25 protein-coding genes are annotated in these 26,138 nt (G+C 70.8%); 18 read left to right on the top strand and 7 right to left on the bottom strand.

Annotated elements, in window-relative coordinates; genetic code table 11:
* Nucleotides 1–2 precede the first annotated feature (2 nt).
* The 9 genes from WN71_RS31550 (at nucleotide 3) to WN71_RS31510 (ending at nucleotide 9,598) form a co-directional block, all read left to right on the top strand.
* Nucleotides 3–1,175 carry a DUF3500 domain-containing protein gene (locus tag WN71_RS31550; RefSeq protein WP_052742935.1) on the top strand — a complete coding sequence of 391 codons (1,173 nt, stop codon included), beginning with the start codon at nucleotides 3–5 and terminating at the stop codon, nucleotides 1,173–1,175.
* Nucleotides 1,172–2,044, top strand: a complete 873-nt coding sequence (locus tag WN71_RS31545) for a hypothetical protein (RefSeq protein ID WP_240529831.1) — start codon at nucleotides 1,172–1,174, stop codon at nucleotides 2,042–2,044. Before WN71_RS31550 ends, WN71_RS31545 begins: the two co-directional genes overlap by 4 nt.
* Before the next feature lie 94 nt (nucleotides 2,045–2,138).
* The gene (locus tag WN71_RS31540) at nucleotides 2,139–3,122 is read left to right on the top strand and encodes an ABC transporter substrate-binding protein (RefSeq protein ID WP_046583842.1); all 984 of its coding nucleotides are present in this window, start codon (nucleotides 2,139–2,141) and stop codon (nucleotides 3,120–3,122) included.
* 14 nt (nucleotides 3,123–3,136) lie between these two features.
* Nucleotides 3,137–3,988, top strand: coding sequence for an amidohydrolase family protein (locus WN71_RS31535; RefSeq protein ID WP_046583843.1), 852 nt, complete (start codon nucleotides 3,137–3,139; stop codon nucleotides 3,986–3,988).
* A 74-nt stretch (nucleotides 3,989–4,062) separates the two neighbouring features.
* Nucleotides 4,063–4,755 carry a GntR family transcriptional regulator gene (locus WN71_RS31530; RefSeq protein ID WP_046583844.1) on the top strand — a complete coding sequence of 231 codons (693 nt, stop codon included), beginning with the start codon at nucleotides 4,063–4,065 and terminating at the stop codon, nucleotides 4,753–4,755.
* A 26-nt stretch (nucleotides 4,756–4,781) separates the two neighbouring features.
* Nucleotides 4,782–6,371, top strand: a complete 1,590-nt coding sequence (locus WN71_RS31525; RefSeq protein ID WP_046583845.1) for a carboxylesterase/lipase family protein — start codon at nucleotides 4,782–4,784, stop codon at nucleotides 6,369–6,371.
* Nucleotides 6,372–6,393: 22 nt separating this feature from the next.
* Nucleotides 6,394–7,431: an ABC transporter substrate-binding protein gene (locus WN71_RS31520; protein ID WP_046583846.1), complete on the top strand. Its 1,038-nt coding sequence runs from the start codon at nucleotides 6,394–6,396 to the stop codon at nucleotides 7,429–7,431.
* A 32-nt stretch (nucleotides 7,432–7,463) separates the two neighbouring features.
* On the top strand, nucleotides 7,464–8,336 hold the full coding sequence (locus WN71_RS31515; protein ID WP_240529830.1) for an ABC transporter permease: 873 nt from the start codon (nucleotides 7,464–7,466) through the stop codon (nucleotides 8,334–8,336).
* A 29-nt stretch (nucleotides 8,337–8,365) separates the two neighbouring features.
* Complete coding sequence (locus WN71_RS31510) at nucleotides 8,366–9,598, top strand: lactonase family protein (protein ID WP_063777677.1); 1,233 nt, start codon at nucleotides 8,366–8,368, stop codon at nucleotides 9,596–9,598.
* A 64-nt stretch (nucleotides 9,599–9,662) separates the two neighbouring features.
* On the opposite strand, the gene WN71_RS31505 is transcribed toward WN71_RS31510, so the two are convergent.
* The 3 genes from WN71_RS31505 to WN71_RS31495 all read right to left on the bottom strand — a co-directional run bounded on the left by WN71_RS31505 (nucleotide 9,663) and on the right by WN71_RS31495 (nucleotide 12,064).
* Nucleotides 9,663–10,049 (bottom strand): helix-turn-helix domain-containing protein, encoded by a 387-nt coding sequence (locus WN71_RS31505; RefSeq protein WP_046583848.1) that lies wholly within the window; start codon nucleotides 10,047–10,049, stop codon nucleotides 9,663–9,665.
* 197 nt (nucleotides 10,050–10,246) lie between these two features.
* Entirely contained in the window at nucleotides 10,247–11,680 is a 1,434-nt protein-coding gene (locus tag WN71_RS31500; RefSeq protein ID WP_206300191.1) for a DEAD/DEAH box helicase, read from the bottom strand.
* A 180-nt stretch (nucleotides 11,681–11,860) separates the two neighbouring features.
* Entirely contained in the window at nucleotides 11,861–12,064 is a 204-nt protein-coding gene (locus tag WN71_RS31495; RefSeq protein ID WP_046583849.1) for a cold-shock protein, read from the bottom strand.
* Between the two features lie 405 nt (nucleotides 12,065–12,469).
* Between WN71_RS31495 and WN71_RS42995 the strand changes: the two genes are divergently transcribed.
* Both WN71_RS42995 and WN71_RS31490 read left to right on the top strand, forming a co-directional pair.
* The gene (locus WN71_RS42995; protein ID WP_240529838.1) at nucleotides 12,470–12,673 is read left to right on the top strand and encodes a DUF2625 family protein; all 204 of its coding nucleotides are present in this window, start codon (nucleotides 12,470–12,472) and stop codon (nucleotides 12,671–12,673) included.
* A gap of 125 nt (nucleotides 12,674–12,798) precedes the next feature.
* Complete coding sequence (locus WN71_RS31490; RefSeq protein ID WP_206300190.1) at nucleotides 12,799–13,053, top strand: DUF6332 family protein; 255 nt, start codon at nucleotides 12,799–12,801, stop codon at nucleotides 13,051–13,053.
* 76 nt (nucleotides 13,054–13,129) lie between these two features.
* Here WN71_RS31490 and WN71_RS31485 read toward each other — a convergent pair whose 3' ends face one another.
* Nucleotides 13,130–13,345 carry a hypothetical protein gene (locus tag WN71_RS31485; RefSeq protein WP_079178254.1) on the bottom strand — a complete coding sequence of 72 codons (216 nt, stop codon included), beginning with the start codon at nucleotides 13,343–13,345 and terminating at the stop codon, nucleotides 13,130–13,132.
* A gap of 226 nt (nucleotides 13,346–13,571) precedes the next feature.
* On the opposite strand from WN71_RS31485, the gene WN71_RS31480 reads away from it, so the two are divergent.
* Nucleotides 13,572–17,087 carry a tetratricopeptide repeat protein gene (locus WN71_RS31480; protein ID WP_052742937.1) on the top strand — a complete coding sequence of 1,172 codons (3,516 nt, stop codon included), beginning with the start codon at nucleotides 13,572–13,574 and terminating at the stop codon, nucleotides 17,085–17,087.
* Between the two features lie 138 nt (nucleotides 17,088–17,225).
* On the opposite strand, the gene WN71_RS31475 is transcribed toward WN71_RS31480, so the two are convergent.
* Nucleotides 17,226–18,932 carry an MFS transporter gene (locus tag WN71_RS31475; protein ID WP_046583851.1) on the bottom strand — a complete coding sequence of 569 codons (1,707 nt, stop codon included), beginning with the start codon at nucleotides 18,930–18,932 and terminating at the stop codon, nucleotides 17,226–17,228.
* Nucleotides 18,933–19,208: 276 nt separating this feature from the next.
* On the opposite strand from WN71_RS31475, the gene WN71_RS31470 reads away from it, so the two are divergent.
* Both WN71_RS31470 and WN71_RS31465 read left to right on the top strand, forming a co-directional pair.
* Nucleotides 19,209–19,889, top strand: coding sequence for an adenosylcobinamide amidohydrolase (locus WN71_RS31470; protein ID WP_046583852.1), 681 nt, complete (start codon nucleotides 19,209–19,211; stop codon nucleotides 19,887–19,889).
* 28 nt (nucleotides 19,890–19,917) lie between these two features.
* Nucleotides 19,918–20,511, top strand: a complete 594-nt coding sequence (locus WN71_RS31465) for a P-loop NTPase family protein (RefSeq protein WP_046583853.1) — start codon at nucleotides 19,918–19,920, stop codon at nucleotides 20,509–20,511.
* A 150-nt stretch (nucleotides 20,512–20,661) separates the two neighbouring features.
* On the opposite strand, the gene WN71_RS31460 is transcribed toward WN71_RS31465, so the two are convergent.
* A complete protein-coding gene (locus WN71_RS31460; RefSeq protein ID WP_046583935.1) occupies nucleotides 20,662–21,660 on the bottom strand; it encodes a glycoside hydrolase family 11 protein in 999 nt (332 codons plus the stop codon).
* A 350-nt stretch (nucleotides 21,661–22,010) separates the two neighbouring features.
* On the opposite strand from WN71_RS31460, the gene WN71_RS31455 reads away from it, so the two are divergent.
* Nucleotides 22,011–22,784, top strand: a complete 774-nt coding sequence (locus WN71_RS31455; protein WP_046583854.1) for an intradiol ring-cleavage dioxygenase — start codon at nucleotides 22,011–22,013, stop codon at nucleotides 22,782–22,784.
* Nucleotides 22,785–22,931: 147 nt separating this feature from the next.
* Here WN71_RS31455 and WN71_RS31450 read toward each other — a convergent pair whose 3' ends face one another.
* Nucleotides 22,932–23,270: a thioredoxin family protein gene (locus WN71_RS31450; RefSeq protein WP_046583855.1), complete on the bottom strand. Its 339-nt coding sequence runs from the start codon at nucleotides 23,268–23,270 to the stop codon at nucleotides 22,932–22,934.
* A 137-nt stretch (nucleotides 23,271–23,407) separates the two neighbouring features.
* On the opposite strand from WN71_RS31450, the gene WN71_RS31445 reads away from it, so the two are divergent.
* From WN71_RS31445 to WN71_RS31435, 3 genes are all read left to right on the top strand, one after another.
* Nucleotides 23,408–23,818, top strand: coding sequence for an OsmC family protein (locus WN71_RS31445; RefSeq protein ID WP_046583856.1), 411 nt, complete (start codon nucleotides 23,408–23,410; stop codon nucleotides 23,816–23,818).
* A 116-nt stretch (nucleotides 23,819–23,934) separates the two neighbouring features.
* Nucleotides 23,935–24,819: a hypothetical protein gene (locus WN71_RS31440; RefSeq protein WP_046583857.1), complete on the top strand. Its 885-nt coding sequence runs from the start codon at nucleotides 23,935–23,937 to the stop codon at nucleotides 24,817–24,819.
* 111 nt (nucleotides 24,820–24,930) lie between these two features.
* On the top strand, nucleotides 24,931–26,004 hold the full coding sequence (locus tag WN71_RS31435) for a helix-turn-helix transcriptional regulator (RefSeq protein ID WP_046583858.1): 1,074 nt from the start codon (nucleotides 24,931–24,933) through the stop codon (nucleotides 26,002–26,004).
* The last annotated feature ends 134 nt before the right edge of the window (nucleotides 26,005–26,138 follow it).

Here is a 26,138-nt window from a genome sequence, read left to right as displayed (position 1 = left end):
CGATGGACGGCACGGACGACGCGCGGTTGCGGATACGCCCCTCGGCCCCCACCCGCGAACCGGAGCTCTGGACACCCGAACTGCTCGCCAAGGTCGACTGGCGCCGTGAGGCGGCCGACGAGCCGCTGCGCGGAGTGGTCACCTCCGACGGACCGGTCCCCGGCCTCTACCCGCTGACCGGCACCGGCGTCGACACCACCCGCATCCGCGAGGCGGCCGCGGCCTACCTGAGGGCGCTCACCCCGAACGAACTGCACGACGCGCGCTTCCCCATGCGGGACGTGACCTGGCGCCACTGGAACAACGGTGCCCGCTACTTCCTCCGCCACGGCCTGTGCCTGGAAGAACTCGACGACGTCAAAAGGCAGTTGGCCCTCGACCTGGTCCGGGCGTCCCTCAGCGGGGCCGGATTCCGGCAGGTCGTCGACCTGATGCGGCTCAACCTGACCATCGGGGAGATCCGCGGCGAGACCGACGCGCTCAACGAGTGGCTGTACTGGTTCAGCGTCTACGGCGACCCGCTCGGCGAGGGCCCCTTCGGCTGGCAGCTCGACGGCCACCACGTGAACGTCAACTGCGCCCTGGTCGAGGACCACATGGTCCTTACCCCGACCTTCCTGGGCGCAGAACCCGTTCTCGCGGAGGGCGGGAAGTTCGCCGGAACGACCGCCTTCCGTGCCGAAGAGGCCGCGGGACAGGAGGTGTTCGCGGGACTGTCGGTGCCCCAGCGGCAACGGGCCACGATCGCCGACGAATTGCCGGACGAGCTGTTCGTGGGCGCCTTCCGGGACAACTGGGAACTGGACTTCGCCGGCCTCCCCCTGAGCGAACTCATCGGTGACCAGCGGCACGCCGCCCTCGACCTGATCGCCCTCTACACCGACCGGGCGGGCCCCGGCCACGCCAAGGTCCGCACGGACGAGGTCCTGGCCCACGAGGGCGACACCTACTTCGGGTGGGTCGGCGACCCGGACGGCGTCTTCTACTACCGCCTGCACAGTCCGGTGATCCTCGTCGAGTTCGAGCACATGGCCGGCGTGATGTACGCCAACGACCACCCCACCCGACGGCACATCCACACCATCGTGCGCACCCCCAACGGCGGCGACTACGGCGCCGACCTGCTGCGCCAGCACCACGCACGCCACCCCCACGACGGACCGAGGAGCAAATGATGAAGGTGGTTCTGGGCCGCGACGACCTGGCCGAGGCGGCCGCGGCGGCCGTGGCGGAGACCGGGACGCCGTACGAGCGGCTGGACATCAAGCCGGTCCACAGGGCATCCCGCGGCTTCGTCGACGGCACTGGCGCCGACCTGTGCGAACTGGCCATCGTCACCCTGCTGCAGGCGATCGCGCAGGGCCGCGAGGTGCTCCTGCTGCCGATCACCGCCCTCGGCCGCGACCAGCACCACACCCTCGTCACCCTGGGCCGGCTCACGGTCGACGACATCGAGGGCCGCAGCGTCGGCGTACGCGCCTGGAGCCAGACCACCGGCGTGTGGGTGCGCGGCTTCCTCACCGAGCAGTACGGCGTCGACCTGCGCAAGGTCGACTGGCGGACCTATGAGGGCGCCCACGTCGACGGCTTCGACGACCCCTCCTGGGTCACCCGGGCACCCCAAGGCGCCAAGCTGCCCGCCGACTTCCTCGACGGACGGATCGACTTCGGGATCATGGGCAACGAGCTGCCTGGCGACGACCGTATCCGCACCGCGATCGCCGACGCCCGCGAGGTGGCCGCCGCCTGGGCGGCAAGGACCGGCTTCACCCCCGTCAACCACGTCCTCGGCGTGCGCGAGACGGCGGCCCGCGAGCACGCGCCCGCGATCCTCGCCGCCTTCGACGCGCTGCGTACGGCGGCGGCCGCGGCACCCACCGCCGCGATCGACCCGGCCGGCTTCGCGGGCCTGCGCGCCCCCTTCACCAGGGCATCCGCCTACGCCCTGGAGCAGGAGGTCATCCCGCGCGCCGTGGACTTCGAGGAGATCGTCGACCGCACCTGCGCGGCCCTGGGCGTCCCGGCGTCCCGCCTGGGCGGCTGACCGCCCCGTAGCCCGACAGCAGTACCCGTCACCCGGAGGCCGTCCCGCACCCCAGGACGGCCCCCACCGAACACCACAACACGAAAGGCAGGCAATGGAGAAGCTCTCCACCGTCCTCGGGGAGTACGCGCACGCGCGTGACCTACCCGCCCCGGTGACCGACACGGCCACCTACGCGATCGAGGAGATCCAGGTCAGGCCGGTCATCGGCGCCTACCGGCGGATGATCCGCGACCTCGAGTTCGACGTGTGCGAACTGGCGCCGGTCTCCTACCTGATGGCCCGCCAGGCCGGGGTCCCGCTCACCGCGATCCCCGTCTTCCTCAACCGCCGCTTCCACCACGGGGACATCCAGTGCGGCGCCCGCTCCGGCATCCGCGTGCCGCGCGACCTGGAGGGCCGCCGCGTGGGCGTGCGCGCCTACTCGGTCAGTACCGGCGTGTGGGCGCGCGGCGTGCTCACCGAGGAGTACGGCGTCGACGTCGACAAGATCACCTGGGTGGTGGACGACGACGACCACGTCGAGGGCCGGGTCCCCGCCAACGTGGAGCGCGTCACCGACGGCCGCTCACTGGGCGAACTGCTGCGGGCCGGCGAGATCGACGCCGCGTTCACCGGCAACGCGGGCACCGGCCGGGCCGGCGCCCCGCGCAGCGGCTGGACCGCGACCGCCGAGCCGCGGCCGGGCGACGCCGACACTCCCTACCCGCTGTTCCCGGACGCCGAGATCCTCGCCGCCGACCACTACCTGCGCACCGGCGTCTACCCGCTGCACTCCCTGATCGCCCTGCGCGCCGACCTCGTCGCCCGCGACCCCGCCCTGCCGACCGTGCTGTACACCGCGTGCGCCGAGGCCAAGCGGCGCGAGACGGCCGGCGACCCGGGCTGGACCCGGCTGCCCCGGTTCGCCCGCCAGGCCGCCCTCGTCGACGGCGACCCCGTGCCCTACGGCGTGGCCGCCAACGAGCCCAGCCTCCACGCCCTCGTGCGCTACGCACGCGGCCAGGGACTGCTGGACGCGGACTCCCCGGCCGACCCGCACGCGCTGTTCGCCGACGGCGACTACCCCGACGCCTGACAGGAGCCCCCACCGTGGACATCATCGACACCCACTGCCACATCATCGCCGCCGACCAGGACCGCTACCCCTGGTCGCCCATCGGCGGGAAGGCCTCCGCCTGGGCCACGACCCGCCCGGTCACGGCCGAGGACATGGCCGTACAGATGGACCTCGCGGGCATCGGGCGGTCCGTCCTCGTCCAGGCCACGACCGCCTACGGCTACCACAACGCCTATGTCCTGGACGCGAGCGCCGCCCGCCCGGACCGGTTCATCGCGGTCGGCACCTTCGACCCGCTGGCCCCCGACGCCCCGGCCCGGCTGGCCACCGCCGTCACCGGGCAGGGCCTTTCGGGCGTACGGCTGTTCACCAGCGGCAGCACCGTCCCCGTCCAGGGCGAGTGGTTCGCCGCGCCGGAGTCGTACGACTTCTGGAGCGCGGCCGGCGAACTCGGCGTCACCGTCTGCCTCCAGATGCGCCTGGGTCCGGCCAACCGGCAACTCGCCGACGTGCTGGAGCGCTTCCCCGGCGTTCGGGTGCTCCTGGACCACATCGGATACCCCGACATCGCCGGCTCGCCCGCCCGGTCCGGCAAGGAGGTCGCCGAGCTGGCCGCCCACCCGAACCTGTACCTCAAGCTCACCCACCGCAACCTCGAACCGCTGCACGCCGCGGGGGAGGAGGCGGTCGAGTTCCTCACCCCGGTGGTCGACGCGTTCGGCGCCGGGCGCATCGCCTGGGGATCCAACCTCCCCGCCGCCGAGCAGACCCTGCCCGAACTCGTGGACCTGGCGCGCACGGTGCTGGCCCCCCTGCCCGAGGCGGTCCGGGCGGAGATCTTCGCCGGAACCGCGCGGCGCCTCTACCCCTCTCTGACCAGGTAGAGGCTGACCTGCCATGGAGTCGGTTAGGGTTCCCGCCTCGGATGCCAACCCCACGAACAGAAAAGGCGGTCACGGTGGACTACGACGGCGACGGTGCACCCTCCGAGGCGAGAGCGTCCGGTACCAGACAGAGCCACGCCTACGAGGGGCTGCGCTCCCTGCTGATGTCGGGGAGCATCCCGCCCGGCACCCGGCTGACCGAGGCCGACCTGACGCGGATGTTCGACGTGTCGCGCAGCACCATGCGCTCCGCGCTGGCGCGCCTGACGCAGGAGGGCTACGTCACCAGCGAGGTCAACCGCGGCGTGCGCACCCGCAGCTTCTCCGTCGAGGAGGCCGCGGACATCCTGGAGGCCCGCGAGACGCTGGAGTCGGCGCTCGCCGGCAAGGCGGCGGAGCGGGCCACACCCGACGAGATCGAGGGCATGCGCCGCACCCTCCAGGACATGGAGGAGGCGAAGGCGCGGGGCGACCAGGCCTCCTACTCGCGCGGCAACCGCAGCTTCCACCAGCAGGTGAAACAGGCGGCGCACCAGGCGACGCTGGCCCGCGCCTACGACACCCTGCTCTACCCGCTCGTGATGCGGCAGTACCGCAACCTCTCCGCACAGCACCCGCGATCCGGGTCGCTGGAGGAGCACCAGGCGATCTTCCTCGCCATCCTCACGCGCAACCCCGACGCCGCCGTCGCGGCGATGCGCCATCACGTCGGCTCCGCCCGCAGGGCGCTGCTGCTGGACAAGTCCCCGGAGCCGCCCGTCAGCTGACGCACGGCCGGGGCGGAAAGGACGACATGCCCCATGCCGTGCACACCGAGGCGGGCCCCGTCGAGGGAGTGCCCTGCCGGGACCGGTCCGTCACCGTGTTCCGCGGCATCCCCTACGCGGCCCCGCCGGTCGGCGAGCTGAGATGGCGGCCGCCGCAGCCACCGCCGCGGTGGGAGGGCGTACGCCGGGCCGACCGTTTCGGGCCGATGTGCCCGCAGTCGCCGACCGACGCGGCGGCGACCGGGGTCGACGTGCCCATGAGCGAGGACTGCCTGAGCCTGAACATCTGGACGGGCGCCGCCTCCACCGCGGAACACCGCCCGGTCCTGGTGTGGATCTACGGCGGCGGCTTCCGCGAGGGCACGGGAGCACATCCCCGCTACGACGGTGAGGACCTGGCCCGGCGCGGCCTGGTCGTCGTCACGTTCAACTACCGTCTGGGCGCCTTCGGTTTCCTCGCCACGACCGAGCTGAGCGAGGAGTCCGGACACGGCTCGTCCGGCAACTACGGGCTGCTCGACTGCGTCGCCGCCCTGCGCTGGGTCCGCGACAACATCGCGCGCTTCGGCGGGGACCCCCACCGGGTCACCGTCGCCGGCCAGTCCGCGGGAGCGGGCATGGTCAACTTCCTCGCCCTCTCCCCGCTCGCCGGGGGGCTGTTCCACCGGGCCATCGCGCAGAGCCACGCCCGCTACGCGCGAGACCCCGAACTGCGCTACCTCTCCACCTCCTACCGGCTGCCGGCCGACGCCGAGGCGGCGGGGGAACGCTACGCACGGGCGCACGGCGCGCCCACCACGCGCGCACTGCGCGCCCTGCACTGGAGGAAGCTGGTCGACGGACACCACCCCGTCGACACGACCGTCGAGACCGGCGGTCCGGCCGGCCCTCCCCTCTTCCGACCCGTCGTCGACGGCTGGGTGATCCCCGCCGGCTACGACGAGACGTACGCCAAGGGCACACAGAACGACGTCGACTACCTCACCGGGAACAACCTCGACGAGAGCGGCGCCGTGCCTCCGACGATGGTCGCGGCCCTGCGGGCCGGGCGGCGCACGGTCCGCCCGGGATCGCCGCCGGTCCACGTGACGCTGGAGCAGCATGTCACCGCGGCCCGGCGCAAGTTCGGGGACCTGGCCGAGGAGTTCCTGCGGCTGTACCCGGCCACCACGGACGACGAGGCTGCCGACGCCGGCAGCCGGGCCGCCCGCGACAACTCCCGTCTGTCGACGTACCTGTGGGGCACGGACTGGGGCCGCCACACCGCCGGCAGCCTGCACACCTACTTCTGGACCCACCGCACCCAGGTGCCGGGCGGCGGCCCCCGACGGGCCTCGCACGGCTCCGAGATCGACTACGTCTTCGGCAACCCCGCCGACGGCAGGGCCTCGTGGACCGAACGGGACCACGACATCGCCCGCGTCCTCTCCTCCTACTGGATCAACTTCGCCGCCACCGGCGACCCGGGCGGCCAGGGCCTGCCCCGCTGGCCCGCCTTCGCCCCCGGCGCCGGCTCCGTCATGGAACTCGGCGCGCGGTTCGGGCCGATCCGCATCGCGGACCCCGTACGCACCGATTTCTGGATCCGCTTCTTCAGCACCCAACAGGCCTGGTGACCAGGTGAACAAAGGAGTTCCCATGAGAAGCCGTACCACCGCCCGCCGTCTCGCCCCCGCCACCGCGGCGCTGCTCGGCGCCGCCCTGTTGAGCGCCTGCGGCGACAACGGGTCGACCTCGGTCGCCTCCGACGGCACGACCACCGTCTCGGTGGGCGTCAGCGGCAACGTCTTCGACCTGTCCATCCGCCTGGCGGATGCGAACGGCTACTTCGCGAAGCAGAAGATAAAGATCAAGTACGTGACGCTGACCGCCGCCACCGGCACCTCCGCCCTGGAGTCCGGCTCGGTGCAGTTCCTCAACTCCAGCCCGACCGGGTTCCTCGCCGCGCTCTCCAAGAAGCTCCCGGAGATCTCGGTCGCCACGAACGGCGGCGGCAACCCGCTCGGCGTGGTCGTCAGCGACGAGTTCGCCAAGAAGCACAAGCTGACCGCGGACACCCCCGCGGACCAGGTGGCCCAGGCCCTTGCGAGCTCGACGGCCGGTGTCAGCTCCGCCAACACCAAGGCCGAGGCGGGCATCTTCCTCAAGGCCCACGACATCGACCCGGCCAAGGTGAAGTGGGTCACCCTGCCCAGCCCCGCCGCCGACAAGGCCGCCCTCACCAAGGGCGAGGTCGACTGGTTCATCACCTCCGAGCCGATCCCGCTCCAGGTCCAGCACCAGGGCGACGGCGTCGTGGTGGCCGACCCGGCCAAGGTCCCCGAGTGGTCCTACGCCGAAGCCGGATACGGGCAGGTCGTCGTGGCGAAGAAGAGCTACGTGAAGTCCGACGCGAAGGTGGTGAAGGGATTCGCCACCGCGGTACAGCAGGCGACGGCCTACCTCAGCTCCCACGACTCCGGCGACGCCAAGATCCTCGCCGCGGCACGCACGACCCTGCCGGGCACCCCCGACGACGTGCTGAGCGCCTCCGTCGGCCAGGTGCAGTGGCCGGTCAGCGCCCAGCAGGACGACGAGGGATGGAAGAAGACCCTCGCCTTCGTCAAGGACGGGATCGGCGCGGTGCCCGACGCGAGCATCTCCGCCGACAACTGGACCAACACCTACCTGCCGTGACACGGCCTCACCCACGTGGAAGGGAGCAGACCATGGCAACCGTCGCCGACAAGGCTGTGACCAGGCCCGACCCCGGCCCCGGCAGCGCGGCCCCCGCCCGCGGGAGGGCGCGCGCCCGGCTGGAGAGCACCGGCTCGATCATCGCGCTGCGCATCCTGGTGATCCTCGTCGCGCTCGTGCTGTGGCAGGCGATGAGCGGGCCCGTCGTGCCCGAGTACGCGGTCAGCAAGCCCACCGACGTCTACCACGCGCTCACCGACATGCTCGGCTCGGCGAGCGGCTGGACCGACATCAAGGTCACCACCGTCGAGGTTCTCGCCGGATTCGGCCTCGGCGTCCTGGCCGGCACGGTGATGGGCCTGGTCCTCGGCTCCTTCCCGATCCTGGGAAGGGTCCTCGAACCGCTGGTCGCCGCCGTCAACGGCATACCGAAGATCGCGCTCGCCCCGCTGTTCCTGCTGTTCTTCGGCATCGGCCAGTGGTCGAAGATCACCATCGCCATGACCGGCGTCGCGTTCGTCGTCTTCTACAACATCTACCTCGGGCTCAGGCTCAGGGAGCGCGAACTCGTCGAAGTCGTCCAGGTGATGGGCGGGCGCAGGCACCACGTCCTCGGCTACGTCACCCTGCCCACCCTCGCCGCGCCCTTCTTCGCCGCACTCAAGACCGGGGGCCCGCTGGCGATCCTCGGCGTGATCGGCGGCGAGTTCATCGCCTCGTCCGAGGGGGTCGGACACGAGCTGTTCACCGCGGCCCAGAACCTGGACGCGGCCGCCGAGTTCGCCGGTCTGATCGTCCTGGTCGCGATCACCCTGGCCCTCAACGGCGTGCTGACCGCCCTCGACTCGTACGCCCTCAAGCGCCTCGGCCTGGCGGCCCGCCGCCGACCGCAGCCCAAGCACTGATACCTCCGCACAGGAACGGGACGATCCTGATGAACGAAACCCCACCCCCGCCGCCGTACGCCGGCCGCGGACCCTCCCGAAGAGCCGTGCTCGGCGCCCTCACCGCCGTATCGGCCGCCGCGACCGTACCGCTGTTGTCCGCGAGCCCCGCCGCAGCGGCTCCCGGCCCGTGCGAGGACCTTCTGTACATCGGCACCTGGAACCAGAACCAGGTGCACGCGGTGCGGTTCGACCCCGAGAGCGGCACCATGACGCCGCTCGGAGCGGTCGCGCAGACCAGCTCCAGCTGGGTCACCGTGCACCCGCACCGCCCGGTCCTGTACGTCGGCGGCGCCGAACAGGGCGGATTCGTACGCTCCTTCGGCATCGACGACACCACAGGCGCCTTGCTGCAGACCGGCCAGATCGAGACGGAGCCCGTTCCGACCGGCAGCGGGGGACTGTCGTACATCGCGCCCACCGCGGACGGCGGGGCGCTCCTGGTCGCCGACTTCGCGGCGGGCGCGGCGGCGACCGTCTCGCTCACCGCGGACGGCGCGCTCGGGGAGGTGGTCTCCAGCGTGCAGGACACCGGCTCCGGCCCCAACCCACGCCAGGCGGCACCGCACCCCCACCACGTGGTCGTCGACCCGAGCCGCGGATTCGCCCTCGTCGCGGACTTCGGCGCGGACCGGGTCTTCGTCTACGACTACGACGCGCCGACCCACCGGTTGTCGACCGGCGCGGACGGTCCCGGCTCCTTCGCCACCACACCGGGTTCGGGCCCCAGACGCCTGGTCTTCCACCCGGACGGACACACGGTCTACCTCCTGAGCGAACTCACCGCCGACCTGCGGGCCCTCGACTGGGACGCGCACACAGGGACACTGACGGAGCGCCAGCTCCTGATGACGAACGCGCCGGAACACACCGGCTCCACGAGCGCCGCCGAACTCGCCGTCAGCCGCGACGGCCGGTACGTCTACGTGTCCAACCGCGGCGACAACGCCCTGGTCGTCTTCTCGGCCGTCCGGCCGACCGGCCTGCTCACCGAGATCCAGCGCGTCCCCTGCGGGGGAGTCACGCCGTGGAGCATGACGCTGCACGCGAGCGGCCGTTGGCTGTTCGTGGCGAACGAGACGAGCAGCACCGTCAACCTGTTCGGCGTCGACCCCGCGTCGGGCGGCCTCACCGACACGGGCATGTCCGTGGCGGTGCCCAACCCCGACAGCATCGCCGTGCGCCACTGCCACCCCGTCGCCCGAGAGATCGCCGGGCGCTGACCACCCCACCCACCGCCAGGCGCTGCCGCTCCTCCGGCGGCGCCTGGCGGAACAGAGCGTGGTCTCAGCCGGAGTCGCGACCGTCCTCGCCGTCGGCGTTCTCCTTGGTGTCACCGCTCTTCTCGCCGGCGGCGCGGCGGTACTCCGCGTTGATGCGCTGCGCTTCCTGGAGCTGGTCCTCGAGGATGACGATGCGGCACGCCGCGTCGATCGGGGCCCCCTTGTCCACGAGCTCGCGGGCGCGGGCGGCGATCCGCAGCTGGTAGCGGGAGTAGCGGCGATGGCCGCCCTCCGAGCGGAGCGGAGTGATCAGCCGGGCCTCACCGATGGCGCGGAGGAAGGCCGGGGTGGTACCGAGCATCTCGGCGGCCCGGCCCATCGTGTAGGCGGGGTAGTCGTCGTCGTCCAGCCGATCATTGAGCGGGTTGTCCGATGGGTTGTCCGATGTCATGTCACCCTCGTCGTGCAGCGCGTCCAGGGGCCCCGGCGCCGTTCGGCACCGGGGCCCCGTAGAGATTCAACACCATCGGGGGCTCGGCGGTTTCCACCGTCGAGCCGGCCTCCGGCCGCGCGGCGCCGCACGCGTCGGCGAAGCGAGACGCTACGAGGACGGCCACCCGCTCCGCGGTCCGTGCTGGTCCGGCGCGATCATCCGCGCGGCGACCGAACGGCCGAGCGGCGGCTCCGGGACCGCGAAGGCGTGCGGCGCGGGCGCTCCACGACCGGCGCGCTGATCACCACGGGAACACCGGAGGGCGCCTGCGCGCCCGTGATCCGGCTCAGTTCCGGCCCGCCCGAGTGGACCGGCGTGATGTGCGGGGTGATCCCGGCCGACGACATCAGCCGGGTGACGCCGCGGCGCTGACCGGGGGTCACGAGGGTGACGACCCGGCCGGACTCGCCGGCACGGGCGGTGCGTCCGCCGCGGTGCAGGTAGTCCTTGTGGTCGGAGGGCGGATCGACGTTGACGACCAGGTCGAGGTTGTCGATGTGGATGCCGCGGGCCGCGACGTTGGTGGCCACCAGGACGGTGACGTGGCCGTCCTTGAACTGGGCCAGGGTCCGGGTGCGCTGCGGCTGGGACCTGCCACCGTGCAGGGCCGCGGCGCGGACACCGCTGCTGAGCAGGTGCTCGGTCAGCCGGTCCACGTCGTGCTTGGTGTCCAGGAACATGATGACCCGGCCGTCCCTGGCGGCGATCTCCGTGATGGTGCGGTGCTTGTCCGCGTGGTGCACGTGGAGTACGTGGTGCTCCATCGTGCTGACGGCGCCGGCCGACGGGTCGACCGAGTGGACGACCGGATCGGTCAGGTAGCGGCGCACCAGCAGATCGACATTGCGGTCCAGGGTGGCGGAGAACAGCATCCGCTGACCCTCCGGACGCACCAGGCCGAGGAGGGCGGTGACCTGGGGCATGAAGCCCATGTCGGTCATCTGGTCGGCCTCGTCGAGCACGGTGACGCCGACGTCGTCGAGGAGGCAGTCGCCCCGGTCGATGAGGTCCTTGAGCCGCCCTGGCGTGGCGACGACCACCTCGGCGCCGCCGCGCAGCGCACTGGCCTGCCGGCCCAGCGGCATGCCGCCGACGACCGTGACGAGCCGCAGCCGCACGGGGCGGGCGTAGGGCGTGAGCGCGTCGGTGACCTGCTGGGCCAGTTCGCGGGTGGGGACGAGGATCAGGGCCAGGGGGCGGCGCGGTTCGGCGTGTCGGCCCGCCGTGCGGGCGAGCACCGACAGGCCGAAGGCCAGCGTCTTGCCCGACCCGGTGCGGCCCCGGCCGAGCACGTCACGGCCGGCCAGCGCGTTCGGCAGTGTCGCCGCCTGGATGGGGAACGGTACGGTCACCCCTTCCCGGCCGAGTGTGGTCAGCAACGCCTTCGGCATGGCGAGATCGGCGAACGACTCGACGGCGGGCAGTGCGGGCGTGACCGTTTCCGGCAGCGCGAACTCGCTGGGCGGGGCCTGTCGCTTTCGGGGACCGCCGGAGCGGTTCGCGACGGAGCGGTCCGCGAATCGGCTGGAGGCGCGACTGGCGCCGGTGGCGCCCGTGGCGCGTGAACGAGTGGGGCGGTTGCGGTTCACGGGGAACCTTCCTCGATGCGGGCGCGTATCAAGGAATTTCCGCAGCGAAATGGGCAGCGCAGGAATCGCGAGAACGGGCCGGGAAATGCAGGGCGGAACAGCCCTGAAAACGAAGCGAGCCGGGGCCCGCACCTCCAGGTGCGGGCCCCAGCTGCGAAGTACGCGTTGCGCGTGGCTGCGTCAGACGGAGACGATGTTCTCGGCCGTCGGGCCCTTCTGGCCCTGGGCGATGTCGAAGGACACCTTCTGGCCCTCCTGCAGCTCGCGGAAGCCCTGGCTGGCGATGTTCGAGTAGTGGGCGAAGACGTCGGGGCCGCCGCCGTCCTGCTCGATGAAGCCGAAGCCCTTTTCCGAGTTGAACCACTTCACGGTGCCGGTAGCCATTTGTTTCTCCTTCGGAGACGGTGTCAGGAACACGCCGTGTGCGTATTCCGTGTCGCCGCGATGATCGACCGTCGGAAAAAACCTTGGCAACCACAACTGCAACTGATGACGACACTATCACGTCGATGTCGATCACGGAGAGGGAACAATTCCGTACCGGTCGCGGCCACAAAAATAATGGTCGAGACCCGCGCGGATATCTCCTGTCGCGACTGCAGATATTCGCTTCCGGCGTGCGACGTCTTGCACCATCCACGGGCGGGACACCGATGGTGCACGATGCGTGAGGCTGGTGCGAGGACGCGGCGGTGCGTGATCTGTCCGAGCTGATCGAGGTCGACGACCCGGCGTGGCCCGTGCTGCAACAGGAGCTCGACACCGGTCACCCCGGGAGCCCTCCCCGGCCTGGCGACCGTCAATCGGTTCCCGGTCGGCCCCGACGCCGCCCGGCGACCCGACGGCGGCCTGGTCGTGGCCTACGACGTGCTGGGCGGCGTCTTCGCCGTGAACAACGCGGACCCCGGCGCGGCGGGACGTCCTGACGGGCCCGGCGAGATGGTGTACTTCGCTCCCGATTCGCTCCGCTGGGAGGCATTGGGCGCCGGATGAAGCGCCTGGCTCTCGTGGCCGCTGGGCCTGTCCGTCTTTCCCCCCGCTCTGGTCCGCCGAAGCGCGCCGGGACCTGCCGGCCACCAGCCGGCTCCGAGACGTGACCGCGATGCCAGACTTGCGGCATGGACATGGGGCGTGAGTCGCGGTGGGAGAAGGATGCGATGACGGTGGAGATTGTCTTCGCACTGGTGACCGCCGTCGCGCTGGCCGCGGCGGTCTTCGCGGTCGTTCTGACTCCCGCGCTGGCCTTTGGCGTCTCTGGTTCAGCGAGGAAGGGCGTGTCGGTCGGAGGTGCGTTGCTCGCAGGGGCGGCTGGACTGTGGCGTCTGGTGCGGGTGCTGCGCCGGTTCGACGAGCAGCGCCGAATGGGCCGCTGACGGTGGTCCTTGAGTGGGGCCGGCAACGCCGTGGCGATGGTCCGCAGAGGCGTCACGGTGCCTGCGTTCGCGGACCCTACCGGCGACGATTGCCGCGACCGCCCTGGAGGAGGGCGTACAGGGCCGTGACTCCGCCCAGGACCCCGGTGAACGCTCCCGGACCCGTCACGCGGTAGACCACGGCCGCGCCGAGCAGCAGTGCCAGCAGCCCGACAAGGTCGACGACCTTGTCCGCCAGGCGCCGACCGGACGGGACGCGGTCGGGATCGGAGCGGCGGCGGGGCGTGGGCATGGTGACCTCCCGGATCGTCACGGGCGGCCGTACCCCTGAAGCAGCGGGTGACGGCTGTCGAGAGCACCACCCTGCCTGTCCCATGCGTGTCATCGACCGTGTCCGGTACGGCAATTCGGACCAGGACGCCCTGTATGCGTGTCCGGTACGTCACCATAGTTCGGGCAAAGGCTGTCCAGGACGCCGCCGACGGTGTTCGGGACGGACGCCGGATCGGGGGGCGGGTATGACGATCACAGCTGGTGAAGAGGGGCCCGTACACGGCGAGCGGGATTCGTGGCTGGCCTTCCGCGGCGATCTGCAGGGCTTGCGCAAGGCCGCGGAGAAGCCTCCGGCTTTGCGCGCCATAGCGAAGCACTCCGGGATACCGCTGTCGACGGTCCAGAGGATGCTCGACACTTCGATCAATCATGCGGTCGGTACCGGCCCGGACCGTCTGAAACCCCTCGTGCACTTCCTGCGTTCCTTGGTGTCGGAGGAGCTTCGTGCGGCCAGGCCATGGATGAATGACAAGAGTTGGTACCAGCGCTGGTACCGCCTCCATGAAGCGACGCCCGTCGCCCAGCAGCCTCCTACGCCTCCCGTGGAAGAGGGACGGACCCTGTTCGCGCCGGCCGACGGCCTGCTGGGCTGGGACGGCGCGGTGGAAGCGTTGAACCTCTCCGCATCCGAATGGCTTCCCCACCCGCAGCACGCCCGTCTCGCCGGCATCATCGAAAGCCTCCGTGACGCCGGGCTGCCGCAAGAAGCCGCACGCATCGGTCACCAGCTTCTCCACACCGTCCAACAACAACTCCCACCGGCCTCGGAAGGAGCGCTGGCAGCCCGGCACATCTGCGCCTACTGGACCGGTGAGGCCGGGGACGTCCGCCAGGCACGCGACCTCACCTCCCAACTCGCCCGTGACTGCGAGCAGCATCTCGTGCCCGACCACCCCCTCACGCGTCTCGCCCTCCTGCGTCAGGCAACCTGGACCCTGCGCTGCGGCGACTTCAACGGCAGCCGTCGCCTCTTCCGCCGCCTGGTCACCGGAATCGACGACCCCATCAGCCTGGTTGCCCGCCTGGGCAGTGCCACCGCGCTCGTCGACGCGGGAGACGCAACCGAGGCAGCCGCACAGATCAGGTTTCTGGTCCCCGCCCTGGAGCGCACTTTCGGCGCCCGGCACCCCACCGTTCTCACCGCTCGCGCGGAGGAAGCCTTCGCCTACGAACACGCGGGCGAACCCGGGCGCGGATTGACACTGCTCGACGAGCTGGTCACCACGGCAAGAGAACACCTCGGTGACGACCACGTCCTGACGTTGGCCATCAGGGGCAGGCACGCCGGCGTCACTTGGTCGTCCGGAGATCACAACGGAGCTGCCGAACTGGCGGAAAGCGCCTACGCGGACGCGTGCCGTGTTCTCGGCGAGGAACATCCCGAATCCATCTCGCTGGGACACGTCAGCTTCCTCGCGCTCTGGGACCTGAACCCAGCGGCGTCGAAGGAATTGTGCGAACGCGTACACATCCAAGCCGAGACGGTGCTGGGCCCCGAGCACCGTCTGACACTGACCATTCGCTCGAACCTGGCCTGGAGCGTGTATGTAGTCACGGACAGCGCCGAACTCGCGCTTCCACAGCTCGAAGCGGTGTTGATGGACCAACGCCGGGTGTTGGGCGAGGACCACGCCAGCACGCTGAGGACTGCCACCAACCTGGCGCGCGTCCTGGCGAGGCTGGGGCGGTCGGATGAGGCCTGTGTGCTGTTCGAGGATACGCTGGCGCGTAGACGCCGAGTACTGGGTGAGGACGACGCCCGTACGCTGAGCACGGCTCACCGGACCGCCTACCACTTGGACGAAGTGGGGCGGTTGGATGAGGCCCATGCCCTGTACGAAGGCACGTTGGCTCGTAGCCGACGTGTATTCGGTGAGGACGACCCTGGCACACTGACCACCGCCCACAACATGGCGTACTGCCTGAGCAGGTTGGGACGGGTCGAGGAAGCCTGCGTGCTGTACGAGGACACATTGGTCCGTAGGCGTCGGGTGCTGGGTGAGGATGACGCGGAGACCTTGCGCACCGCCACGAACCTGGCCAACGAGCTGGTGGGCCTGCAGCGGTTGGATGAGGCCTGTGTGCTCTATGGGGACACCTTGGCGTGTAGGCGTCGGGTGTTGGGTGAGGATGACGCGGAAACCTTGCGCACCGCCATGAGCACGGCCAACAGCCTTCTCGGCCTGGGGCGGTTGGACGAGGCCTGTGCGCTGTTCGAGGACACGTTGGCGCGAAGGCGGCGTGTGTTGGGTGAGGACGACCCCGGCACGCTGACCAGCGCCGACAACACCGCTTATCTCTTCGGCAAGTTGGGCCGGTTCGATGAGGCCCGCATGCTCTACGAGGACACGTTGGCGCGCAGGCGGCGTGTGGTGGGTGAGGACGACCCCGGCACACTGCGCATCGCCCACAACACGGCCTATTTCCTGAGCAGGTCGGGGCGGGTCGAGGATGCGTGCGTGTTGTACGAGGACACGTTGGCCCGTAGGCGTCGCGTGCTGGGTGAGGATGACGCGGAAACCTTGCGCACCGCCACGAACCTGGCCAACGAGCTGGTGGGCCTGGGGCGGTTGGATGAGGCCCGTGTGTTGTTCGAGGACACGTTGGCCCGTAGGCGTCAGGTGCTGGGTGAGGATGACGCGGAAACCTTGCGCACTGCCATGGATATGGCCAACAGCCTTCTGGGGCTCAAGCGGTTGGACGAGGCTTGTGTGTTGTTCGAGGACACGTTGGCGCGTAGGCGGCGTGTGTTGGGTGAGGACGACCCCGGCACGCTGGCCAGCGCCGACAACACCGCTTATCTCTTCGGCAAGTTGGGCCGGTTGGATGAGGCCTGCCCGCTCTACGAGGACACGTTGGCGCGCAGGCGGCGTGTGGTGGGTGAGGACGACCCCGGCACACTGCGCATCGCCCACAACACGGCCTATTTCCTGAGCAGGTCGGGGCGGGTCGAGGATGCGTGCGTGCTGTACGAGGACACGTTGGCCCGTAGGCGTCGCGTGCTGGGTGAGGATCACGCCGAAACCCTTCGCACCGCGGTCAACTTGGCCAACGACCTCGTCGGCCTCGAACGGCCGGAGGGCGCCTGCGCGCTGTACGAGAATGTGCTGGATCAGTGGCGTCGAGTACGGGGCGAGGACGACCCTGACACGCTGATCGTCGCCGAGCACTTGGCCAGCACTCTGTGTGTGCTGGAGCGGTGGGAGGAGGCCCGGGCGTTGGACGAGGACACGCTGGAGCGTAGTCGGCGGGTATTGGGCGAGGACCACACCGACACGCTGCGGAGGGCATCCGGCCTGGGCTACTCCCTGACCAAGGAGCAGCGGTGGGAGGAGGCTCTTGCGTTGGACGAAGACACGCTGGAGCGCAGTCGCCGGGTGTGGGGCGAGGATCACGCCGGCACGATCAGCGCGGTCTACGACTACGCCTACAGCCTGGGCTGTCTGGAACGGTGGGACGAGGCACGCGAGCTGGGCACGGAGGCGCTGGAGCTCAGTCGGCGGATCCTGGGCGACGACGACATCGACACTCTGAAGGCTGCGCACCGGCTCGCCTATGTCCTGGCCAGGTCGGGGCGGGCGGAAGAAGCCCAGGCACTGGCCGAGGACACGCTGTCCCGCCGGTGCCGGCTGCTGGGCGAAAACCATCCCGACACTTTGGCGATCCGCCGGCTACTGACAGGGATGGAGAGGAACGGGTAGCCGCGGGGCTCTCGCGAGGGTGAGAGGGGGCCCGGGCGCCAGCCCGCGCCCCGTGCCACCTACGGCACACCGCCCCCAAGGCAACCAGGTACCCGTCTCCGGCCGTCCCGTCTGCAGACGGCCGGAGACGGGTCCGGCTCACTCCGCGGCAGCGGCGAGCGAGGCCAGTTCGCGGTCGACCGCGGCCTGGTGCTCCTCGGCGTCCGTGCGCGCCTTCTTCGGGCTCCAGCGGCCCGCCATCACGAAGACGAACGGCAGGAAGAGCACCTGGCCGCCGACGCAGATCCACCACCAGTCGCGCCACTGCCCAGGGCCGTCCTTCGACGCCTTCTGCACCTTGGTGCCGTACTCCTGCAGCACCTTCAGCTGCGGTGCCGCCTTCTGCACCACGGCGAGGTCCGCCGCGCCGACCTCCTTGACGGCGCGGGCGCTCAGCGCGGGCGGGGTGTCGGCCGCGGTGTACTTGTTCAGTTCGGCGAACAGGTCCGGGTGCGCGTTGACGATGGCCAGCGCGGGCGCCGCCTGCGCCGAGGCGACCTTGACCTCGGCGCCGTGCTCCACCAGCGGGGTCACCGAGGTGACCAGCACCGGGATGAAGGCCGCGGAGACGGCGACGACGATCCGCACCGTCCATCCCCACACCGCCAGACCCGCCGCGGTCGCCGCCGGGTTGTGCTTCTCGACCGTCTCGGTGAAGCTCGCCATCCAGGGCGCGTAGGCGATGCCGCTGAAGACGCCGATGCCGACGAACAGCCAGGCGAAGGTGTAGTAGTCGGTCGTCAGATGGGTGGCGCGGGTGGCGAACACCGCCGTCACCACGATCGAGCCGACCGCGCCGACGATCATGAAGGGCTTGCGTACCTTCAGCCGGTCGGAGAGCAGGCCGACCAGGACCAGGGCGATCGCGTTCGCGCCCCAGTACCAGTTGGCCAGCGCGTTCGTGCGCTGCTCGCTGTAGCCGAAGACGGTCGAGAAGTAGACGACGAAGTTGCCGACCGCCGCGTAGTACAGCAGCAGGAACACGGCGATGGCGAAGGCCGAGCCCAGCACGTCCAGGCGCATCATCTGCCGCCACTCGCCGCGCCGCAGCGCCTCGGTGTCCAGCCCCTTGGCGCGTGCCTCGACCAGCGCCCGGTCCCGCAGCGTCACCATGATCTGGTCGCGCAGCGCGGGGGACAGCTCGCGCAGCGCGAAGATCGCGACGAGGAACACGACGAACCCGGCGATCGCCGAATAGCGCAGTTCGTCCTGCCAGGTGGCGCTGTCGAGGGTGTTGCTGGTGACGGTGGTGACCACCAGGGAGCCGATGACCGGGCCCATCGTCCAGTACCCCATCGCGGTGGCCCGGCCGAGCTGCGGGGAGAAGTCCCTGATCAGCGCGGGGGTCGCGACCAGCACGATGCCCTCGATGAAGCTCACGAGCGCGAAGAGCACCAGATAGGTGGTCTTGTTCGCCGCGTTCGGCAGTCCGAAGAAGACGAGCAGGGAGGCGATCAGCAGCCCGTAGACCACCAGGTTCGCCCGGCCCCAGCGGTCCGCCAGACCGGCCACGAGCGAGGCGAAGGCCCCGATCGCGTTGCCGATCACCGAGACCCAGATGAAGTAGCGGTACGTCATGCCGAAGTGCGTGATGATCGACGTCGCCACCGCGTACTGGATGTACAGCATGTAGTAGAGGACGACCGTGGTGACGACCACGATCGCGAGATACGCCATGCGGCGACCGGTGGGCGGATAGTCCGTCAGTTCGCGACGGTACAACCAGGCCAGCGGGCCACGGGCGTTCGCGGTCGATGCGTCGGGCTCGGGTCTGCCGGCGTCGAACGGCGTCGTAGTGGCGGACATACGGCTCCTCCCAGGAATACCCCGTGAACCAGGCGCCTGCGTCGGTGCGACGAGGGTGCGTGACGGCCCGGCTCCGAGAACGTGGCCAGAGGGTAGTACCGACTAGTCGGTACGCCTAGGGGATGCACAAGGCCATTCACGATTCCCGGCGCGCGGCCCACTCCGGCCACCCGGGACGGAACCCGCGTGCCCCGCCGCACGACCGCGACGGTCACGGACGCGCCGGCCCGCTGACGTAGGCTCAGCCGGTGTCCGCCTCGCAGGAAGTCCGCCCACGTGACCGTCGTCGTACCGCCGCCCCGTCCCGTCGGTGAGCTGCTGCGGGTGCAGCAGCTCACCCGTACCGAGAACGGCGAGCGCCTGCACGCGCTGCTGTGGAGGGCGGGTGACGGCTGGCGCATGGTCTCCAGCGCCGTCCTCGGCGGCGGACTCGGCGAACGCGCGTGGGTCCTGAACGCGCAGGTGTCCCACGGATACCGGCGCACCGACCCCGACCGCCATCTCGCCGAACTGGCCGAGGCCGCGGGCGCGCGCGGCGCCGGGGTGGGGCTGATGACGGCGGCCGACGTCACGGCACACGGCCGGGCCCGGGACGGAGGCGTCGACGTCGTCGCCACCGCGGGACTCGGGGTACGGGGATGGGCGGCGACCCCCATCGCGGGCAGCGCGCTGCCACCCGCCCCGGGCACGATCAACATCGTGGCCGCGCTCCCGGTGCCGCTGACGGACGCGGCGCTGGTCAACGCGGTGGCCACGGCCACCGAGGCGAAGGTGCAGGCACTCCTCGAATCCGGCTACGACTGCTCCGGCACACCGACGGACGCCGTCTGCGTCGCGGCACGGACGGTGCGCGTCGGCGAGCAGGCCCACGCCTTCGCCGGCCCCCGGTCCGTGTGGGGCGCGCGCCTGGCACGGGCCGTGCACGCGGCCGTACGAGCCGCGACGATCGAGCCGTGACGGAGCGGCAGGCTCTAACCTGACCCACGTGCCCCTGCTAGGACCGAACGACCCGCTGCCCGACCTGCCCCGTCGCGTCCTTGTCGCCGGTACGTCCGGATCCGGCAAGACGACCCTCGCCGCGCGTGTGGGCGCCGAGCTCGGCGTGCCGCACGTGGAGATCGACGCGCTCTACCACGGCCCCGACTGGACCCCGCGCCCCACGTTCGAGACGGACGTCCACCGCTTCAGCGCCGAGCAGGGGTGGGTGACGGAGTGGCAGTACGGCCTGGTCCGCGCCCATCTCGCCGAACGGGCCGACCTGTTGATCTGGCTGGACCTGCCCCGCACGCGGGTCATGCGTCAGGTGGTCCGTCGCACCCTCAGGCGCCGTCTGCGCCGTGAGCGGCTGTGGAACGGCAACGTGGAGCCACCCCTGTGGACGATCTTCACCGACCGCGAGCACATCGTGCGCTGGGCGTGGAACACCCACGCCAAGACGGCGGCCAGGGTGAGCGCGGTGCTCGACGCCCGGCCGGAGCTGATGGTGGTCCGGCTGCGCGACCGGGCGGAGACGGCGCACTGGCTCGGGGGACCCCTTCGCGTCGCCGCCGGAACGGTGCCCCACGACAGCGGGGCCTGACCGTCGTGCCGCAGCGGCACGGCGGTGTGCCCGCCGTGCCGCGCAGGTGGTGCTGGTGCTGGTGTCGACCGCGTCCGATGGTCGACTGCCGGCGCGCCCGATGGTCAACCGGTTACGCGCCCGACGGTCAGCCGGTGGCGCGAGTGACGGTCAGCCGGTGGCGCAGGTGACTGTGGGCCAGGTCCAGGTGCCGTTGGTCTGGAGGGTGACGCCGAAGGTGTTGCCGTTCCCGTTCGGTTTGGCGGTGAGGACTTGTGCGCTGGGGTAGGTGGCCGTGGTGTTCCAGGTGGCGGTGATCTTCTCGGGGCTGGGGACGTTCATGGTGACGGTCCAGTTGGAGGAGCCGGTGACGGTGACGTTGAGGTTGTAGCGGTCGCTCCACTGCTGGCCCGCGGAGAGCGTCGCGGTGCAGCTGCCGGTGGATCCGCCGGAACCGCCGCCCCCACCGCTGCCCGCGTCGCCCACGGTGATGGTGGAGCTGCCGCTGCTCTGGTAGCCCTCGGTGGCGAGGATCTGGTAGTTGAAGGTGCCGAGGTTCATGCCGTACCGGGCCCAGGCGTCGAAGTGGTTGCCGGTGGTGATGGTGCCGCCGGTGCGCTTGGACTGGCGGACGCTCCAGTACTGGTTGAAGGTCCGGGTGCCCTCGATGGAGGGGGCGTTGACGCGGGTCGTCTCGTAGATGTCGTAGGTGCCGCCGTCGCTGGTGACGGTGCCCTTGTACGTCCCGGTCGGCCGGTAGGTGCCCCAGTTGTCGACGACGTAGTACTCGACGAGCGGGTTGGTGGTCCAGCCGTACAGCGACAGGTAGGCGTTGCCGGAGGGGTTGAAGCTGCCCGAATAGTTCACGTTCCTTCGGCTGCCGGTGCCCCAGCCCTTGCCCGCGACGAAGTTGCCGCTGTTGGTCCACGAGGTGCTGTAACTGCCGCCGGACCCGAGGGTCATGGACGTGGAGCCGCCGCCGTCGGTCCAGAACGAGTAGTAGTACCCGTTGTCGGTGCCCGTCTGGTTGCTGGTGATGGTGGTGTCGGCACCCGCCGACGCCGGCAGCAGCAGCGCCGCGAGGGCGGCGAGCGCGACGGCCCACGCGCCTCTGACGAGGAATGCGATACGGCCGTGCCGCACACGGCGCGGATGTACGAAGGCGTTCAGGGTCATGAACCCTCCTTGTGGGGGTGGTGAGTCGGCGTCAGTTTTGGTCTGCCCCTGTCAACTGTCAATCCTTTCGGTAATTGTTTCGAAAGCTGCGAAGAGGTGAGCGGGTGCGAAGTGCTCGTGTCGCCGCAGGTGAATGCGCCTGCTTCGACTTCGAGACTCGGCTAGAAGTCACGCCAAGGGTGAGCGGGTGCGCGAAAACGTTCGATGGCGTCGAAAGTTTCGTCATGCCTCTCGGTGCCCGCCCGTCGCGCCCCGCGCAACGTGGCGCGCAAAGGTCTTGACGGCGGCGCACTTTGCCGGCGGCACAGCTCCGCTTCAGGTCCCGCTCCTAGGTTGCGGTGTCCATGACAGACACCTCGAACGGCCGCGCCCCGGGGCGCCGCACCGTACTGATCGCCACCGGAACCACGGCAGCCGCGCTGGCCGTGGGAGCCGCGGCCGCACCGCAGACCGCGACCGCCCAGCAGACCCCGCGCATGACTCCGGCCGCCGCCGAGGCCGCGGCCGCCGTGTGCTCCCTCACCAAGGAGATGACCGAAGGTCCCTACTACCTGGACGGAGCCCTCGTCCGGTCGGATGTGACGGAGGGCAAGGCGGGTGTCCCGCTCAAGCTGTCCCTGACCGTCGTCGACTCCGCCTGCACGCCCCTGTCGGGCGCGCTCGTGGAGATCTGGCACTGCGACGCCCTCGGCGAGTACTCCGGCTACGTCGGCAACAACGGCCACAGCGAGAGCGACGACGGTACGTTCCTGCGCGGCGGTGTGCTCACCGACAGCTCCGGCCTCGCCGCCCTCACCTCGATCTACCCGGGCTGGTACCGGGGTCGCTGCATCCACGTGCACGTCAAGGTGCACACGGGTGTCACGCTCACCTCCGACGGCTCCTTCACCGGCGGCACCACCCTGCACACCGGCCAGCTGTTCTTCAGCGAGACGGTCACCACGGCGGTCGCGAAGATCTCGCCGTACTCCACCAACAAGGTCACCCGCACCACGCTCAGCCAGGACTCGGTCTACGACGGCGGGGGCGCCTCCTCCGGGCTGCTGACCCTGACGGCACTCGGCAGTTCGGCGTCCTCCGGCTACACCGGGACACTCACGCTCGGCGTGGACGAATAGACCAGCCCGACTCGACCGGACGGGATCCGGCCCGACCGGACCCCACCGGACCCGACCCGATCCGACCGGACCCGAGCCGACCAAAACCCGATCAGACCGGCCGGACTGGACGGCCGCCCCGGAGCCCCGCGAGCCCGGGGCGGCCGCTCAGAGGTGGCTGTCGAGTAGGTTCCGCACCTCGGCGTCGGTCACCGGTCCGGTGCCGTGTGCCACGGCCTCCCCGTCCTTGAGCAGGACATGGGACGGGGCCTGGGTGATCGCGTAGCGCCGGGTGGCGGCCGGACAGCGCGTCATGTCGGTGCGGACGGCGGTCAGCCGGCCCGCGTACTCGTCGGCGACGGCGGCCATCACGAGATCCACCGCCCGGCAGGGTTCGATCGCCTTGGGCCAGGTGCCGATGAAGTAGGCGAGGACAGGGACCGGGCTCATCCCGAGGATGAAATCGAACTCCGCGTCCTCGCGGGGCTGGTGAACCCGCTTCGCCATGAAAGCTCCTGACCTCGTGCTCCGTCGTGTGCGTCGCCATCATCCCCCGCGCGGGCCGGTGCGGCGCGGGGCACGCCCTCGCTCCGGAATTGCTCGATGATGGCTGCATTCACCAGCGGCCAGGCGGGAGACAGGGCATGGACGAGCGGTTCGAAGTGGTGGCGCAGGCGGGGTCGTTCCGCACCGAGGCCGAGGGCGACGCCGAGTACGTCCTGCGCTGGCCGCACCGGTGGACGTCCGGCGGCGTCGAGGTGCGATCGGCGTTCACTGGTGGACACGTCCTGAATCTGGCCGTGGCCGCGTGCGTGCTGAACGACCTCTACCGCGAGGCCGCGGCCCGCGGACTCGAACTCCGTGGCGTCCGGGTCCGGGCGGAGGGCGGCTTCGACACGGCGACGTGGCGATCGACCGGGATCACCTATGGCGTCGAGGTCGACGGCGACGCGCCCGAGGCCGTCGTCACCGCGCTCATCGCGACCGTCGGGGAGGTTGCGGAGATTCCCCGAGCCCTGCGCCAGGGAGCCGAGGTCACCCGGGCCGGCGACTGAGGATACGTAGTTCCACGGATCCGCGGGCGGGCCGGCGGATGACAGCCTGAAGTGGACCACGCGGGGGGCCGCCGACACGGGGTCTCCCGCCGTACCACTCTGCGTTGGGATCCCACATGCGTATACGTGCCGCCGTCGGCGTCGCCGCCGGTCTTGCCCTGCTCAGCCCGATCGCCCTGTCGTCCGCGGCACAGGCGCACGCACAGACACAGGCGCACGCACAGACGCAGGCCCAGGCGCAATCCCGGCCGGGCGTCACGGCCGACCTCCAGTCCCTCGCCGCCCGCCCGGACACCGTGATCGGCAACGCCAAGTTCAGCAACGCGGTCATCAACGGCGGCAAGAGCGTGGTCGTCGGCGCGACCGCGAAGAAGTCGTTCAAGGTCAGCTACGACGTCTACTACGCGGGCGGTGTCGCCCTCTCGGTCGCCTACCTGTGGCAGGGCACCGACTCGACGACCGAGGACGGCATCACTGGTGCGCTGGAGGCGTCCGACGTCTCGGACTGCACGGAGTCGGCGACTCAGCAGGGCCACTACAGCTGCACGGCCGCCTTCTCGGTGGACCCGAAGCACGACCTGGCCGGCAACGGCGTGCCGGGCACGTGGAAGCTGCTGCTGGGCGCCTGGGACCTGTACGCGGACGCCAGCACCGACGACGACGTCACCACCACGCTGATCAAGCGCGCCGCCAAGCTGACCGCCGACGCCACTCCGGAGCCCGTCAAGAAGGGCCGGACCATCACGGTCAAGGGCAAGCTCACGCAGGCCGATTGGGCCAAGGGCACCTACCCGGGGTACAAGGGCCAGCCCGTGAAGCTGCAGTTCCGCAAGAAGGGCAGCACCACCTACAGCACGCTCAAGACGGTCACGAGCGGCACCGGCGGCAGCCTGTCGGCCACGACCAAGGCCACGTACGACGGCTACTACCGCTTCCTGTACGCGGGGACCAAGGCCACCGACGCGGCCACGGCCACCGGTGACTACGTCGACGTCAGGTGACCTGCCCCCGCAGACCAGCGGCGCGGGCGACGGCGCCGTACACGGAACGCGTCGTGCGTCGGACGACCGGTGCCCGCGCGCAAGGGCGTTCGGACCTGGAATGATCGGGCCATGCGTGCGGCCCGGCTCCTCTCCCTGCTGCTCCTGCTGCAGAACCGGGGCAGGCTGACGGCCGACGAGCTCGCTGCGGAGCTCGGTGTCTCGGCCCGGACCGTCTACCGGGACGTCGACTCGCTGATCAGCGCCGGCGTCCCGGTCTACGGCGACGCCGGGCACGGTGGCGGCTACCAACTGGTCGGCGGCTACCGGACCCGGCTCACCGGACTCCACGCCGACGAGGCCGAATCGCTGTTCCTGGCCGGGCTGCCCGGTGCCGCGGACGACCTGGGGCTGGGCGAGGTGCTCGCGGCGGCCCAGCTGAAACTCACCGCGGCGCTCCCGGCCCCGCTGCGGGAACGCGACGGCCGGATCCGTGAGCGCTTCCACCTCGACGCGCTCGGCTGGTACCGGGAGAAGGACTCGCCGCCCGTCCTGGTCGCGCTCGCCGAGGCCGTCTGGAACCAGCGGCGCATCCAGGTGCGCTACCGCCGCTGGGCCAAGCCGCAGGAGGTCGAACGCGAGCTGGACCCGTACGGTCTGGTGCTCAAGGCGGGCGTCTGGTACCTGGTCGCGGCGGTGGACGGGACGGTGCGCACCTACCGGGTCTCGTCGATCCTCCGCCTCGACGTCGGCGAGGACGGCTTCGAACGCCCCGACGGCTTCGACCTCACCGCCCACTGGCAGGACTACCTCGCCGCCTACGACGCCCGCAGGCTGCGGCTTCAGGCCTGCGTGCGGATCGCGCCGTCGCTGCTGGCCGCACTGCCGGACCGGCTGGACGCGGCGCTGGTCCGGGCCGTCGAAGCCTCGGCCGGACCGCCGGACCGCGACGGCTGGGTGACGGCGACGCTGCCGCTGGAGTCGGTCGACCTGGCCGTGCCCGCGCTGCTGTCACTGGGTCCGGAGATCGAGGTGCTGTCGCCCGAGGAGCTGCGCCGAAAGATCGCGAAGACCGCGGCGGCCGTGCTCGACCGGTACCGTCCCGCGGACGCCGCCGCGCCGCTCGAGGATGCCGGCGACCGCAGCAGCACTCCGGCGGTCACGGTGGCCAGCAGCTGGAGCGCGGCGAGGACCCCGAAGCCGTAGCGCGTGTCGCTGTGGTCGGTGACCGTCGCGACGAGGAACATCACGCCGACCGTGGCCAGCAGCCCGCCACCGTTCGCCAGTCCGAAGGCCCGGCCCACCGAGGCCTCGTCGGCGGAGGCCATCAGCATGGTGCG

This window comes from Streptomyces mangrovisoli, assembly GCF_000974985.2.
Lineage (GTDB): Bacteria > Actinomycetota > Actinomycetes > Streptomycetales > Streptomycetaceae > Streptomyces > Streptomyces mangrovisoli.
Note: the sequence above shows the minus strand (reverse complement) of the source record. Positions and strands in the feature narration are given on the sequence as shown.